This is a genomic window from Ruegeria sp. CE8, assembly GCF_056537465.1.
This window is the reverse complement of sequence record NZ_JBQFRP010000003.1, coordinates 494,120-508,607: the sequence shown is the minus strand read 5'-3', so window position 1 is coordinate 508,607 and position 14,488 is coordinate 494,120. Positions and strand designations below refer to the sequence as shown.

The 14,488-nt window shown below is 56.4% G+C and carries 14 protein-coding genes; 6 read left to right on the top strand and 8 right to left on the bottom strand.

Going from position 1 to position 14,488, the window contains the following annotated elements; all coding sequences use genetic code 11:
* Positions 1 to 168: 168 nt before the first annotated feature.
* The gene (mepK, locus tag ACR0AA_RS08205; protein ID WP_480661831.1) at positions 169 to 738 is read right to left on the bottom strand and encodes a peptidoglycan L,D-endopeptidase MepK; all 570 of its coding nucleotides are present in this window, start codon (positions 736 to 738) and stop codon (positions 169 to 171) included.
* 354 nt (positions 739 to 1,092) lie between these two features.
* Between mepK and ACR0AA_RS08200 the strand changes: the two genes are divergently transcribed.
* From ACR0AA_RS08200 to ACR0AA_RS08185, 4 genes are read left to right on the top strand one after another with little or no spacing between them, the layout of a single operon-like run.
* The gene (locus ACR0AA_RS08200) at positions 1,093 to 2,697 is read left to right on the top strand and encodes a L,D-transpeptidase family protein (RefSeq protein ID WP_480661829.1); all 1,605 of its coding nucleotides are present in this window, start codon (positions 1,093 to 1,095) and stop codon (positions 2,695 to 2,697) included.
* A gap of 36 nt (positions 2,698 to 2,733) precedes the next feature.
* Positions 2,734 to 3,825 (top strand): UDP-3-O-(3-hydroxymyristoyl)glucosamine N-acyltransferase, encoded by a 1,092-nt coding sequence (gene lpxD / locus ACR0AA_RS08195; RefSeq protein WP_480755823.1) that lies wholly within the window; start codon positions 2,734 to 2,736, stop codon positions 3,823 to 3,825.
* Positions 3,826 to 3,857: 32 nt separating this feature from the next.
* Complete coding sequence (locus ACR0AA_RS08190; protein ID WP_480661825.1) at positions 3,858 to 4,115, top strand: acyl carrier protein; 258 nt, start codon at positions 3,858 to 3,860, stop codon at positions 4,113 to 4,115.
* A 9-nt stretch (positions 4,116 to 4,124) separates the two neighbouring features.
* Positions 4,125 to 5,333, top strand: coding sequence for a beta-ketoacyl-[acyl-carrier-protein] synthase family protein (locus ACR0AA_RS08185; RefSeq protein WP_480661823.1), 1,209 nt, complete (start codon positions 4,125 to 4,127; stop codon positions 5,331 to 5,333).
* A 66-nt stretch (positions 5,334 to 5,399) separates the two neighbouring features.
* Here the strand turns inward: ACR0AA_RS08185 and ACR0AA_RS08180 are convergent, their stop codons facing one another.
* Positions 5,400 to 6,008: an invasion associated locus B family protein gene (locus ACR0AA_RS08180; protein WP_480661821.1), complete on the bottom strand. Its 609-nt coding sequence runs from the start codon at positions 6,006 to 6,008 to the stop codon at positions 5,400 to 5,402.
* 431 nt (positions 6,009 to 6,439) lie between these two features.
* Between ACR0AA_RS08180 and ACR0AA_RS08175 the strand changes: the two genes are divergently transcribed.
* Positions 6,440 to 7,981 carry a helicase HerA-like domain-containing protein gene (locus ACR0AA_RS08175; RefSeq protein WP_480755822.1) on the top strand — a complete coding sequence of 514 codons (1,542 nt, stop codon included), beginning with the start codon at positions 6,440 to 6,442 and terminating at the stop codon, positions 7,979 to 7,981.
* Positions 7,982 to 8,019: 38 nt separating this feature from the next.
* Here ACR0AA_RS08175 and ACR0AA_RS08170 read toward each other — a convergent pair whose 3' ends face one another.
* The 4 genes from ACR0AA_RS08170 to ACR0AA_RS08155 all read right to left on the bottom strand — a co-directional run bounded on the left by ACR0AA_RS08170 (position 8,020) and on the right by ACR0AA_RS08155 (position 11,390).
* Complete coding sequence (locus tag ACR0AA_RS08170; protein WP_480755821.1) at positions 8,020 to 8,271, bottom strand: hypothetical protein; 252 nt, start codon at positions 8,269 to 8,271, stop codon at positions 8,020 to 8,022.
* Positions 8,272 to 8,458: 187 nt separating this feature from the next.
* The gene (locus tag ACR0AA_RS08165; protein WP_480755820.1) at positions 8,459 to 9,772 is read right to left on the bottom strand and encodes a branched-chain amino acid ABC transporter permease; all 1,314 of its coding nucleotides are present in this window, start codon (positions 9,770 to 9,772) and stop codon (positions 8,459 to 8,461) included.
* Positions 9,769 to 10,779: a branched-chain amino acid ABC transporter permease gene (locus tag ACR0AA_RS08160; protein ID WP_480661813.1), complete on the bottom strand. Its 1,011-nt coding sequence runs from the start codon at positions 10,777 to 10,779 to the stop codon at positions 9,769 to 9,771. Before ACR0AA_RS08160 ends, ACR0AA_RS08165 begins: the two co-directional genes overlap by 4 nt.
* 236 nt (positions 10,780 to 11,015) lie before the next feature.
* Positions 11,016 to 11,390 (bottom strand): hypothetical protein, encoded by a 375-nt coding sequence (locus ACR0AA_RS08155; protein ID WP_480661811.1) that lies wholly within the window; start codon positions 11,388 to 11,390, stop codon positions 11,016 to 11,018.
* A 537-nt stretch (positions 11,391 to 11,927) separates the two neighbouring features.
* On the opposite strand from ACR0AA_RS08155, the gene ACR0AA_RS08150 reads away from it, so the two are divergent.
* A complete protein-coding gene (locus tag ACR0AA_RS08150; protein WP_480755819.1) occupies positions 11,928 to 12,278 on the top strand; it encodes a hypothetical protein in 351 nt (116 codons plus the stop codon).
* Between the two features lie 521 nt (positions 12,279 to 12,799).
* Here ACR0AA_RS08150 and ACR0AA_RS08145 read toward each other — a convergent pair.
* Together ACR0AA_RS08145 and ACR0AA_RS08140 are read right to left on the bottom strand one after the other, a co-directional pair.
* A complete protein-coding gene (locus tag ACR0AA_RS08145; protein WP_480661807.1) occupies positions 12,800 to 13,630 on the bottom strand; it encodes an ABC transporter ATP-binding protein in 831 nt (276 codons plus the stop codon).
* Complete coding sequence (locus ACR0AA_RS08140; RefSeq protein WP_480661805.1) at positions 13,627 to 14,415, bottom strand: ABC transporter ATP-binding protein; 789 nt, start codon at positions 14,413 to 14,415, stop codon at positions 13,627 to 13,629. Before ACR0AA_RS08140 ends, ACR0AA_RS08145 begins: the two co-directional genes overlap by 4 nt.
* Positions 14,416 to 14,488 lie beyond the last annotated feature (73 nt).

Sequence of the window (14,488 nt, the reverse complement as noted above, 5' to 3'; positions counted from 1 at the left end):
ACAAGGGCCGAAACCGCAGGCCAAAGTTCCCTGAGGTTCGCCTAAATCTCACAATAAGATCTGAACGACTGGTTTTTCCCTATATGGCCCAGAACGTTCCGGCAAAACGCAAAAGAGCGCCTGGCGGCGCTCGATAACGGTCAGAAACGAAACGTGTTATGGAGGGGCTCAACCGCCCCACGACCGAACTTCACCGCAATCCATATGGACGAAGTTCGAACGGTAGTACTTGCCGACACCACCGGCGCGGCAGGACATGGCCGCCTTGGCCATCTGGGAAACCGAGCGCGAGGACAGGCGCAGGTCAGCGGCCTGGCCTTTCATGTGCAGCGAATTCTTTGCTACACGGCGCGACCGTGAACGGAGCATCGCGTTGGTCTGGGGGGAGCGGTAGCCGGATAGGAGCATATAGGGTTCGTTGACATCCAGCAGATTGTGAGATGCAGCCATGATGTCGATGGTGCGCAGGTCCATAGACTTGACCTGATCGGTTCGCCAGTCACGCATGAAGTGGTTCACTTCCTTGACGGCGTCCTTGATGTACTTGCCGTCGACCCAATAGACCATATCAATCCGTTCGCCGGTGCGGCCCGAATACATGCGAATACGACGGATATCACCGCCGCCACGCAAAAAACCTGCTGCATTGGAATAAGTCGGTGCTGCTACAACTGCTGTTGCCGCGAATGCGCCCAATAGGGCACGCCGGGTCAAACCCGATGTACTGCTCGTGGTCATTTTGTTTCGTCCCGTACTGTTCCTGCCTGCACACGATGTTACGCGCGCGATCTTAATTTTTTCCCATCCCAGATGCGGGATTTATGACACAGTCGCAAAAGGCAGCCAAGAAATCTTTCACATTCATCTTTTCAAGGGGGAATTTTCGGCAGTTTTTTGCGCAGGTGATGCAATTTGGTATAATATTGAGGCAATTAGGCTTTGGCGCGACATGGCCGATGCAAACGCGCATCAGGAGCAAACTGATGCGACATATTGATGTATTTGTGAATGGACAAAATGTCCGGCTGAAAACCATATTTGTTCGGCACGCGCCTCAGAATGCGCAAGTTATTGAATAATCAGGGTCATCTCATGCGAGCATTTTTTCGGTTGCCAACGAGTCTCATTTTCGCCGCTTGCATTTCGGCGTCTGCCTCTTTGGCAACTGCACAGACATCTACTGAGACAGCCTTTCAGATGGCCGTTGCTGAATTTGCCTCGGCAGGATCTGGCATAGCCGATTTCTATCGTACCAGTGGTTTTTCGCCGATCTGGGTCGGCAATACGACGGCGCACGAGGCGCGGCGGGCACGATTGATTAAAGAGCTGTCTTCGACGCATCTGCATGGTCTGCCCGACGGACCGTATGACGTGCAATCGCTGTTGACCCAAATGCAGGACGCCAATTCTCTCCGAGATTTGGGAGCGGTCGAAATCGCGCTTACCAAGGCATTCGTAAATTATGCAAGTGACCTGTATTCAGGTGCTTTGCGCCCGGCGGACATTGACGAAGGGCTGGTCCGGAAGGTTGCGCGGCGATCAGCGTCCGAGCATTTGCAGGGTCTGCTCGCTGCGGATGGCGATGCCTATTTTGATCAACTCGCACCGCAATCCACCCAGTATCGGGCGTTGATGAAGCAAAAAATCGCACTTGAGGCGCTGGTCAATCAAGGGGGTTGGGGTGTTGGCGTTCCCGAGGATAAGCTTGAGCACGGTGACACAGGTCCTAATGTAATTAAGCTGCGTAACCGGTTGATTTCGATGGGTTATCTGCGGCCAACTGCAAGCCCGACCTTCGGCGATGCGATGCTGGCTGCGGTTCAGGAGTTTCAGCAGTCGCACGGATTGGCACCGGATGGCGTGGCCGGACAAGGTACCATCGCCGAGCTTAACCGCAGTGCTTCCGAACGACTTAAGGCCGTCTATGTTGCTCTGGAACGCGAGCGCTGGTTGCCGCGCGAACGGGGCGAGCGACACATCCTGGTAAACCAGGCGGATTTCTCAGCCAAGATCGTGGACGATGGCCGTGTGACCTTCGAAACTCGCGCTGTGATCGGAAAGAACGTTCATGACCGTCGCAGCCCGGAATTCTCGGACGAGATGGAGCATATGGTCATCAACCCAAGTTGGTATGTGCCGCGCTCGATCATTACGAAGGAATATCTGCCAAAACTGCAGTCGAACCCCAACGCGGTAGGTCATATCCAGATCACGGACCGTAGTGGTCGAGTGGTGAACCGGGGCGCTGTGGATTTCACCCAATTTAACACCCGGAACTTCCCGTTTGCGATGCGCCAACCCCCCAGCAAAAGCAATGCGTTGGGGCTGGTGAAGTTCATGTTCCCCAACAAGTACAACATCTATCTGCATGATACACCTCAGAAATCCCTTTTTGCACGTGAGGTGCGGGCATTCTCGCACGGGTGTATCCGGTTGGCGCAACCGTTTGAGTTCGCCTATGCGCTGTTGGCCAAACAGGAGGAAGACCCCAAGGCGTTCTTCCACCGTGTTTTGGCGACCGGTAAAGAAACGACTGTCCAGCTTGAAAAGCACGTGCCGGTTCACCTGATCTATCGCACGGCCTATATCGGCCCGAAGGGTGAAGTGCAGTATCGTCGCGACGTCTATGACCGCGATCGCAAAATCTGGGAGGCTCTGCAGAAAGCAGGGGTAGCCCTGCCGGACGTTCAGGGGTAAGCACCGGGGGCAGGTCCTTAATTCGGGAAGCCCGTCATGCAGTATACCATTGAGCAAATTGCCGAAGCCTTGGGCGCAGACAGCCAAGGCGATCTGACCGTTGTTATAGAGCGCGCCGCAGAACCGGCCGACGCCGGGCCAACAGATCTGGCAATGGCGATGTCACCGAAATACGCCGACGCGCTGAACGCGGGCTCAGCTCGCGCTGCGGTCTTGTGGGAAGGTGCGGACTGGCAGGCAATGGGATTGGAGGCCGCGATTTTCGTGCCGCGTCCGCGCATGGCGATGGCCGGGGTCACCGCGATGCTGGATCGCGGGCAGGGGGTTGAGCCCGGTATTCATCCCTCAGCCGTGATCGACCCAACTGCGGAAATTGGCGAAGGTGCCTCGATTGGGCCCCTGACAGTTATCGGCGCGCGTGTTCGCATCGGCAAAGGCGCCGTCATCGGCCCGCACTGCGTAATTGGAATTGACTCAGTTCTTGGTGAAAATGCGGTGCTGCGTGAGATGGTGAGCATTGGAGCCCGCGCAAAAATTGGCGACCGTTTCATCGCACAGCCGGGTGCGCGGATTGGTGGTGATGGGTTCAGCTTTGTAACGCCCGAGGTCTCGGGTGCCGAGAATGCTCGCAAAACCATGGGCGATCAAGGCGAAGTACGCGCGCAAAGCTGGCTGCGTATCCACTCCCTTGGCGCTGTGGAAATTGGCAATGACGTCGAGGTTGGATCGAATTGCACCGTCGACAATGGCACCATCCGGAACACATGCATCGGCGATGGGTCAAAGCTCGATAATCTGGTTCATGTCGGCCACAATACGCGCGTTGGTCGGGATTGCTTGTTGTGCGGGCAAACTGGCGTATCTGGCTCAGTTGAGATCGGAAATAACGTAGTTTTGGGCGGCCAGACCGGTGTGGTCGACAACATTTTTATCGGTGATGGTGTGATCTCGGGCGGGGGTACGAAAATCCTGTCTAATGTGCCCAAGGGACGCGTGATCATGGGCTATCCGGGCATCAAAATGGAAACCCATACAGACATTTACAAAGCGCAACGACGCCTGCCTCGGCTGGCACGTGACGTCGAGGCGCTGAAAAAGGCTGTTTCCAAACAGGCTCCGAGCGATTAAATCAACCACAACATGATAATCAGAGGATCGACATGAGCATCAGCGACCGCGTCATCGCAATCATTGCAGAGCAGGCCGTGCTGGAGCCATCGGATGTGACCCCCGAAAGCACGCTCGAGGATCTTGGTATCGACAGCCTGGGATTGGTCGAGAGTATTTTCGCCATCGAAGAAGAATTCGACATCTCGGTTCCGTTCAACGCCAATGAGCCAACGGCCAGCGACTTTGATATTTCGAACGTGGCGAAGATTATCGCCGGTATCGAAAAGCTGGTGTCGGAAAAGGTCTGACATAATCTCATGAAACGCGTCGTCATTACCGGGGCCGGTACAATCAATTCGCTGGGCCACTCGGTGCCCGATACCCTAGAGGCAATGCGCGAAGGGCGTTGCGGCATTTCCGAGCTTGAGTTTCGTGATGTCGACCGGTTGGCCATCAAGATCGGTGGTCAGGTTCGCGGTTTTGAGGCCGAAGGTCGCTTTAACCGCCAACAGATGAGCCTTTACGACCGGTTCACGCAGTTCACTCTGACAGCCGCGAAAGAAGCAATTGATCAATCAGGGATTGAGTTTCACGGCGAACTCGCCGCCCGTTCCGGCGTTGTTCTAGGCACCGCCGGTGGAGGTGTTTCGACCTGGGATGACAATTACCGCTCGGTATACGAAGACGGTAAGAACCGGGTACACCCGTTTGTCGTGCCCAAGCTGATGAACAACGCGGCGGCCAGCCACGTGTCGATGGAGCACAACCTTAAGGGCCCCAGTTTTACCGTTTCGACGGCCTGCGCTTCGTCCAATCACGCAATGGCGCAGGCGTTCCAGATGGTCCGCAGTGGCGCGGCTCCGGCGATGCTGACCGGTGGTTCCGAATCCATGCTGTGTTTTGGAGGCGTCAAAGCCTGGGAAGGGCTGCGCGTCATGTCGAAGGACGCCTGCCGCCCGTTCAGCGCAAACCGCAACGGTATGGTTCAAGGCGAAGGCGCAGGGGTGTTCGTGTTTGAAGAGTACGAACATGCGCGCGCCCGCGGTGCCGATATCCTGTGCGAAGTTGTTGGGTTCGCAATGTCCTCGGATGCGTCGGACATCGTGATGCCCAGCAAACAAGGTGCTGCCCGTGCCATGTCGGGCGCACTTGCAGATGCACGCCTGAGCGCCGACAAGGTGGGGTACATCAACGCGCACGGAACCGGCACGGCGGCTAATGACAAGACGGAATGCGCGGCCGTCGCGGATGTTTTTGGTCCGCACGCTGATGAACTGATGATTTCGTCCACCAAGTCAATGCACGGCCACCTGATCGGCGGGACCGGCGCGGTGGAATTGCTGGCCTGTATCATGGCGCTTCGGGATGGTGTGGTTGCCCCAACCATTGGCTACGAAGAGCCGGACCCGGAATGTGCGCTGGACGTAGTGCCGAATGAAGCGCGTGAGGCAAAAGTGGACGTGGCGCTTAGCAACGCTTTTGCGTTTGGTGGGCTCAACGCTGTGCTGGCCTTAAAACGGGTGTAAATCAAGTTATCTGACGCAAAAGCGCCGCCGAGGCAGTTCGGCGGCGCTTTATTGTTTTGGAGAATCTTAGTTCTGTAGGACTTTCAGGCCGTCGAACCCGGCTGTGAAGCCAGCCAACGACACTTCCATTTCCAACAGTTGGCTAGGTGCGAGGACCGAAACCAGCGACAGGGTTGCCTTGGTGCCGGCTTTCATCGCGTCCACATCGCCCTGGGTAAAGCCCAGTTGCGCAAGGCACCCGACGGGGTTGCAGTGATGATAGTCATAGCGCTTGCCCGGTGCGCCATCCACAGACAGAGCAAGTTGGGCTTGCAGCATCGTTTCAAGGGGTACGACCACGGTTGCGCCTGCGACGGCAGCGGCGCCTTCGGGAAGCCTTTCAATGGTGATTTCCGCAATCGGCTGGCCTTGCTCACCAGTCAAAATCTGACGCATAGCACAAGGGTCTTCATCCGCATTGGTTTTGATGCACAGGATCGACCAGTCGCCTTTTTCTTCTTTGACGTATTGCTCGCCAATTCGCGGTCCGGATTCACCCAGATCCAGATCGTTTCCGGCCTCGGTCTGCGAGGATTCGGGCTGTTGTTCGGTTTCCTGCGTCGCTTCCTGCGCGTAAGCGGCCCCGCACCACAGGGCGGCAGTCATCAGGCTGACGGATAGAGTGTTCTTGATCATGAATGCCTCGGCAATGTGTTTATTTTGCTTTGGTCTATCACCCTTGGTTGATGCTGTCAGGGGCTAAGGTTGGCCATTTCAGGATGTGAACGTTTTTTTGCCGCCCAGACCGGCTCGGCCTGCGTTTCAGCCAAGGAAAAAGGGAGCCGGTGGAGCGGCTCCCTTTCATAGAATGTTCTCCCCGTCGGACTGGCCGACTTAGTTATGCGCAGACGTTACGAAAGGCGGGCGCAGCGGTCAACTGCTAACCTGAATTTTTAATGCCTCGGCCATGATTTGTGAAAAAAACCGCGCCCGAAGGCGCGGTCAGTCGACAGGGAGGAAAACTGCCGCCCCGCAACCTGAACCACGAGGGCAGCAATTAGACTTTCGCAGGTAAAGGTTAACTTTGTATGCTGGCCGCAGATCGGTGGAAATAAGGCCTTACATTCATGGACGAAAACATCTTTTTGGGCGGTTCTGGCAACGACTACAGCCAACCGCAGTCGCTGACGCTGAAATATGCCAATCGCCACGGCATGATCGCAGGGGCAACGGGGACAGGCAAAACCGTGACATTGCAGATCTTGGCGGAGGGGTTTTCCCAGGCGGGCGTCCCGGTTTTTCTGTCCGATGTCAAAGGCGATCTGTCCGGTTTGGCCAAGGCAGGCAGCCAGAGCCATAAGCTTCATGGGGCGTTTCAGGACAGGGCGCAACGGATCGGATTCTCCGACTACACCTATGCGGCTTGCCCGGTCACGTTCTGGGACCTGTTCGGCCAACAGGGGCACCCCGTCCGTACAACCGTGACCGAGATGGGACCTCTTTTGCTATCGCGCCTGATGGATCTGAGCGAGGCGCAGGAAGGGATTCTGAACATCGCGTTCCGAGTGGCTGACGAGGAAGGATTGCCGTTGCTGGATCTCAAGGACCTTCAGTCCCTGCTTGTCTGGATCGGAGAAAATCGCGCCCAGCTGTCGTTGCGGTACGGGAATGTTTCTACCGCATCAATCGGAGCCATCCAGCGCCGTCTGCTGGTGCTGGAAAATCAAGGGGGCACCAAGCTGTTTGGAGAACCCGCGCTGGAACTGGCCGATTTGATGCGGGTGGACGAAAACGGGCAGGGCGTCGTGAATATTCTGGCTGCCGACAAGCTAATGGGATCACCCCGCCTGTATGCGACCTTCCTGCTTTGGTTGCTCAGCGAGCTGTTCGAGGAATTGCCCGAAGTTGGTGATCCGGACAAACCCAAGCTTGTTTTCTTTTTTGACGAGGCGCACCTTTTGTTCGATGACGCCCCCAAGGTTTTGGTCGACAAGGTCGAGCAGGTCGCGCGTTTGATCCGCTCAAAGGGCGTCGGCGTCTATTTCATCTCGCAAAACCCGGCAGATATTCCCGAGGATATACTTGGTCAGTTGGGCAACCGGGTTCAGCATGCATTGCGTGCGTTCACGGCGCGGGATCGCAAGAACCTGCGTCTTGCGGCGGAAACCTATCGCGAAAACCCTGCCTTCGATACCGAAGAGGCCATCCGTGAGGTTGGCGTGGGTGAGGCGGTGACCTCGATGCTGCAAAAGAAAGGTGTACCGGGGATTGTCGAACGGACCCTGATCCGCCCGCCCGGATCGCAACTGGGGCCGATCACCAAGGCCGAGCGGAAGGCGTTGATGGATGCCTCGGCGATGAATGCGAAATACGGTAAATTGACGGACCGGAAGTCTGCGTTTGAAATCCTTCAAACCCGCGCCGATGCAGCAGCGCAGGCCGCCGCTGAGGCCGAAGAGCAGTTGGAAGCCAAATCAACCGCAGAACGGGAATTCGCGACCGCAAGACGCTATTCCGGCAGTCGGGTCGGGCGGTCATCCTCGCGCGTAATGCGCAAGAAAGACACGTTTGCCACCGCGATGAGCGAGGCCGTGATCAAAGAGCTGAAAGGAACAACCGGCCGCCGCATCGTGCGTGGCATTCTTGGCGGTTTGTTCAAAGCCAGATAGGGGCTGTCGGGCAGGAGTATTCTTGCCCGACGCTTATCCTACTTAAGACGACGCTGACCTTCTTGCCGGCAATAGGCATCCGCCTCGGGAACTGACATCTTGGTCGCCGGGAAGTTGATTGCCCGATCCCAGGTTACGCGGTCCTGACGGTATAGCTGACAAGTGACCTCGCCTTTGGGCGTTTGGACTTTGACCGGCGTCGTCTCCAGATCTTCCGGAGAGGGAATACACCCCGCCACAGCGAACAGCAGCGGGACAATAAGGATCGTTTTGGTGAGGGAAGTATTCATGTGCACTCTTCTTATACTCGTAGATTTCCCGAATGATCGCGGGCCAAGGGTCAAATTAGCGTAAATACTGGCCAAAAAGAGGGCTGGATCATGGCGGTACTGAGGGTCGTCTAATCTGAACGCCTCATGAAATCAAGAAACCGCGCCAAAGAGTTAGCGCGGTTTCGAGAATTGATGGCCTGTGATCTTACTTTTCGGGGATCAAACCCCGTGGACTGAATCTGAGCACGATCAGCAAAATAAGCCCCATCGTGAACAGGCGCATATGCGCAGCGCTTTCGATCAGATGCGACTTGAGCGCGCTGCCATCCGGCATGCTTGCGGTGATCAGGTTCATGAACCACAAACCCATCGGCTCGACCTGAACCCACAGGAACCAGATCAGGAATGCGCCCAGAACGGCACCAAAGTTGTTGCCGGACCCACCTACGATCACCATGACCCAAACGAGGAAGGTAAACCGCAGCGGGTTGTAGGTGCCGGGGGTAAGTTGCCCGTCCAGCGTTGTCATCATCGCGCCGGCGATTCCGCAGATGGCCGAGCCGAGAACGAAAATCTGCAGGTGACGGCGGGTGACGTCCTTGCCCATGGCTTCGGCTGCGACTTCGTTGTCGCGGATGGCGCGCATCATGCGGCCCCATGGGCTTTTGAGCGCCATCTGGGCCATCCACAACAGGACAAGCAGAACGATCATGAACAGCAGCGAGTAGCCCAGCTTGACCGAAAGGGTCGACGCGATAACTGGGTCCAGCCCAAACCAGTCCGCCCGGGCAATAAAGTTGGGGTCGTTCTGCAGTTCGACTTCGTATCCAACGACAGGCGAGGGGCGCGGGATGCCGTAGACGTTCTTGACGCCGCGGGCCAGCCAGTCCTCGTTTTTCATGATCGCGATGATGATTTCGGCAATGCCAAGCGTCGCAATCGCCAAATAATCCGAACGCAAGCCAAGGGCCGTTTTACCGATCAGCCACGCAGCACCAGCGGCCAGCAGACCACCAGCAGGCCAGGCGAGCAACACCGGCAGGTTCAAGCCGCCAAGGTTGCCTTCCACGGCGGGATTGATTGCCTCGACAGCTGCCGCACTAGGGTCGAAGACCGCGCGATAGATGAAAAAGCCAACGATCAGGATGGCGATGATCGATAGTGTCCGCACGCGCCCCTTTGGCATTTTCTGCGCAACCAGCACGGCCGCAACAACCGTCGCAGCGCCCAACAGCAATGCCAAAACGATACCGTATCCGCCTGAGGACCATGCTCCGGCTGTCGGAGGTGTCGAAACCAGCACAACCGCCAGACCGCCCAGCGCAACAAAACCCATGACACCAACATTGAACAGGCCGGCAAATCCCCATTGCAAGTTGACGCCGATGGCCATGATGGCCGAGATCAGCCCCATGTTCAGGATCAGGATCGCTGCGTTCCAGCTTTGGGTAAATCCGGTCAGCAGGATCAATCCAGCTACAACCACGAAAAGCAGCGTGTTTTTGACGGACTCGGTCATACCGCTTTCCCTTTAAACAGACCCGTAGGTTTGAACAGAAGCACGATCAGCAGGATGACAAAGCTGACGGCGAATTTGTAATCGGTGGACAGGAACTGGACCAATCCGGATGGTTCGAGGCCCTCGGGCGCAACGTATGTCAGCACTTTTTTCCACGCATAGGTGATCGTCACTTCGGAAAACGCGATGATGAACCCGCCTGCGATCGCGCCGAGCGGGTTGCCGAGGCCACCAACGATGGCAGATGCAAAGATCGGCAGCAGCAGCTGGAAATAAACGAAGGGCTTAAAGCTCTTGTCCAGCCCGTACAACACGCCAGCCGTGGTCGCCAGAGCTGCCACGATGATCCAAGTGATCATCACGACGCGTTCGGGGTTGATCCCCGAGAGCAGCGCCAGATCCTCGTTATCGGAATACGCGCGCATCGACTTGCCGGTACGCGTCTTGTTCAGGAACCAGAATAGCAGCGCCACGGCGACTACGGCGACGACCACGGTGATACCCTGAGAGGTCTTGATCGCAAGCCCTTCGCGCAGACCGGTCATTGCCTTGAAATCGCGAGCGGAAACAATGAATCGCGCGCCGTCTGAGAACCGCTGATCATCCGGCCCGATGACGAACCGCACAAGGCCGTTCATGATGAACATCACACCCATTGAGACGATCACAAGGATCACCGGCTTGGCCTTTTGCTCCCGATAGAACCGATACACCAGACGGTCGGTGATCAGCACCAGAACGATGCAGCCCAGTATCGCAAAGGGCAGGGCCAGCAGGGCGGTGGGCAGCGGGCCAAAACTTACCCCGGCGGCTTGCAGGCCCCAGGTGACCAGCACAGCAATCATCGCGCCAAAGGCCATCGTGTCACCATGGGCAAAATTCGAAAACCGCAGGATGCCGTAGATGAGGGTGACCCCCAGCGCCCCAAGAGCCAGCTGACTGCCGTAAGCAACCGCAGGCACGATGACAAAGTTTGCCAGCGCGACTAACGCATTCAATAAGTCCATTTGATCGTCTCGTTCTTTCGGGTGCGGCTTTATGGCATGCGTTTCGCCATATGCACAATCATTCCCGTGCGTTTTCTGACGGTAATTGGGGAAATTTCTGACCCGAAAACCACAATGTCAGCAACAGTTGCAATACCAGCGCCAACAGGGGTGTCTTTAAGAGGGTTCAGGTGGGGTCAGACCCGCCTGAACCTTTTGCCAATTTAGCCGGTATTGCGGAATTAAAGCATACCTAATCAGTTTACGGCGCAGGTGCCACGCTCATTGCGGCTGTTGGCGCCCGTCGCCCGGATTGCCAGAGCACCAGAAGTGTTGTTGACCGTGTAACCGATGCTACCCCCCTTGGCGAGCTGAAGGAATTCATTCGCACCGAGACCTTTGAAAACGTGCACTTCGGTCACTTCACCATCAACGCTCACAGTTCCCTTGGATTCGCCCTCGATGCGTTTCAGTGTGATCTTGGTGGGCGTGGCAAGAGGACTGCATTTACCGGACTTGCAAACCTCTTCAATCTGACACTCGTAAACAAACTCAGCTCCCGGCGTTTTCTGCGTTGTAGCCTGCGCAGCAGCGGGCAGGATCAAGGCAGCAAGAGCGGCCAGATGTTTCATAAAAGCTCTCCTAAAAGATGTTGGCCGATGGATCGGTCCGGTCGTGGTCAAAACGGACCTTCGAAGGCCCGGTTTCCGCGCCTGACTAGGCTGCGAAAATGGCGAGAATTGATCTTTCCGGGGTCAGAATTCTGAAGGGCAAAATTTATTGTGACCGGTGTCTGCAAAAATTGTGCATTGAAAAAACAGGATTAATTTCTTGCGGGCCGTCCGGTGACAGACGAGCATTACTGGTTCTGCCATGTTTCAGCCACATTGAAGCGCGGCGGATGTAACGTAAGCAGAATCTCTTTGTCACGAACCTGAAACAAGCGGAATCGTCTGAAGTGCCATTTCCTGAGAAACAAGGAGTTTCGGGCAGCGGTCGGTCTCACGCAACCTCAAGATGGAGTGATCCACCCGGAACTCGGCTTTGATCTCAACAGGATATCCCTAGTTTTCCAGAACGGCTCGCTCGGACTTGCGAAGCCCAAAGTACGGAATACGGATCGCGTTGCGATGTAAACCCAACGGGTCCGGGGAACAGAAAGGCAAGAAATGAAAAACGTGGCAATTTTGCTTTTGGGGTTGGCAGTGCCCGGTGTTGCGGCAGCTCAGAACGATCCTCTGAACGGAGAGGATTTCGTGGTGAACTGTACCTCGGACAGCACAGGTGGCGCGGTGACACTGGCGCGGTCGGGGGCAACGGATAAAGGTTTCATCGTAACGGATGAGGTCAAAGGTGAGGCCACGATCATTGGCGGGCTGAACTCGCTGACGTTCCTGCACATCAAAGACAAGGATGTGATTACCTTTGTCGTCGATTTTGAGAGCCTGAACTATGACATGTCAATCAAAGGTCCACATGCCGCGCAGGACTTTGGGTCTTGTGGTGATCCGATTGGGTGAGCGATCCCAAGCATCAACGCGGTGAAAACAGGGCTAAAAGCGGAACGTCCTGTTTTCCTTCTTCTTGGATTGGTTGGGAAGACAACCATGCGAGCAAGTTGAAACGAAAACGGAGAGCGGTATCAGGCGTTTTGTGGCTAGTACTAATTTGATCCGCCGAAGTTAGGACATTGTCCGTGCCACTGGGAAGTAACGAACTCTCCGAACATTGCTGTATGCCGAGAGTGAACGGCTGTCCCATCTTCCAACACGGACGTGGATTGAACTATTCCGCTCCCCGCGGGTTCAACGAAAGAAAAAGCTAGATCACCGGAAAGCGGCATGACCAGAACCAGATCTAAATTCCCTTGCATGTATGCTTGGCCTTGGTCGTCTAAAAAGAAAGTTAAGTTCATTTCCTTTCTTTCGCATCCTCCGGCTCGAGTGCACTCAGTATTGAACTTACAAACGAAGGATGTTGCTTGCGCTGCTAACATGCTGAGGCATCAACAATAGAAGCGCCGCTGTTGCTCTTCGCATCCTCAGCCCCCTAGGAAACTCTTCCGGACTTCTGGATCAGCCAACAGCTCCTTGCCCGTACCGGTATAGGCATTCCGCCCCTGAACCAGCACGTATCCCTTGTCCGCGATCTCCAGCGCCTGGCGGGCGTTCTGTTCAACCATCAGGATCGGCAGTCCGGTGCGAGAAACCTCGATGATCCGGTCAAACAGTTCATCCATCACGATGGGCGAAACACCTGCGGTCGGTTCATCCAGCATCAACACCTTGGGCTGTGTCATCAGCGCGCGACCGACGGCGACCTGTTGGCGCTGGCCACCCGAAAGCTCTCCGGCAGGCTGGTTGCGTTTGTCGCGCAGGATGGGGAAGAGATCATAGACCTGCTCCATCGTCTGGCTGATGTCGTCGCGCCGGATGAAAGCGCCCATCTCAAGGTTTTCTTCAACCGTCATCGACGTGAAGATGTTCGAGGTCTGCGGCACGAATCCCATGCCGCGGATCACGCGATCCTGCGGGGTGAGGTTGGTGATGTCCTCACCATCCAGCCGCACCGCGCCCGAGCGGACATCAAGCATGCCGAACACCGCCTTCATAGCGGTCGATTTGCCAGCTCCGTTGGGGCCCACGATGACCGCGATCTCACCTTTGTCGACGGCGATGGTGCAGTCGTGCAGGATGTCCGGCCCTTTGCCATAGCCGCCGGTCATGGTGTCGCCGATCAGAAAGGGGCCGCCTTCAACTCTGTGCGTTTTGCCGCTTTTCGTGTGCGCAGGCGTCATGGTGCCAACCCCGTGGGTATTGGTGATCGAGGCGTCCTTGTTGCCCTTGTCATCCTGATAGGGATTGTCGCTCATGCCCCGGCCTCCAGCTTGTCTTTGTTCTTCAGGCCGGTGCCCAGATAGGCCTCGATCACGTGCTCATTTGCCTTGATCTCGTCCAGAGTCCCCTCGGCCAGCACCTTGCCCTCGGCCATACAGATGACCGGGTCGCAGATCTTGCCGATGAAATCCATGTCGTGCTCGATAACGACGAAAGTATAGCCTCGCTCCTTGTTGAGGCGCAGGATCGTGTCGGCGATGGTCATCAGCAGGGTGCGGTTCACACCTGCGCCGACCTCGTCCAGGAACACGATCTTGGCGTCGACCATCATGGTACGGCCGAGTTCCAGCAGCTTTTTCTGACCACCCGAAACCTGACCCGCCTTGTGGTCGGCCAGATGTTCGATGGTCAGGAACTCCAGCACTTCATCAGCCTTGGCCTTCAAGGCGCGCTCTTCATCGGCGATGCGCTTGCGGCCGAACCATGTGTTCCACAACGATTCCCCGGATTGCGCGCCGGGGACCATCATCAGGTTTTCGCGGCAGGTCATCGACGAGAATTCGTGCGCGATCTGGAATGTCCGCAGCAGTCCCTTGTGGAACAGGTCATGCGGCGGCAGACCGGTGATTTCCTCACCATCCATGAACACCTTACCGCTGGTCGGTGGCAGAACGCCCGCGATCACGTTGAACAGAGTGGTTTTGCCAGCCCCGTTCGGACCGATCAGGCCCGTGATCGAACCTTTTTGGATTTCCAGCGACGCCCCATCCACCGCGTGAAACCCGCCGAAATGCTTGTGCACGTCCTCGACGACGATCATCTTTTCCCCTAGCCGCCGTTTTTCGGCGCTGTTGTCCCATCCCCGTTACAGAGGTGCGGCCTTTTTTCATTGA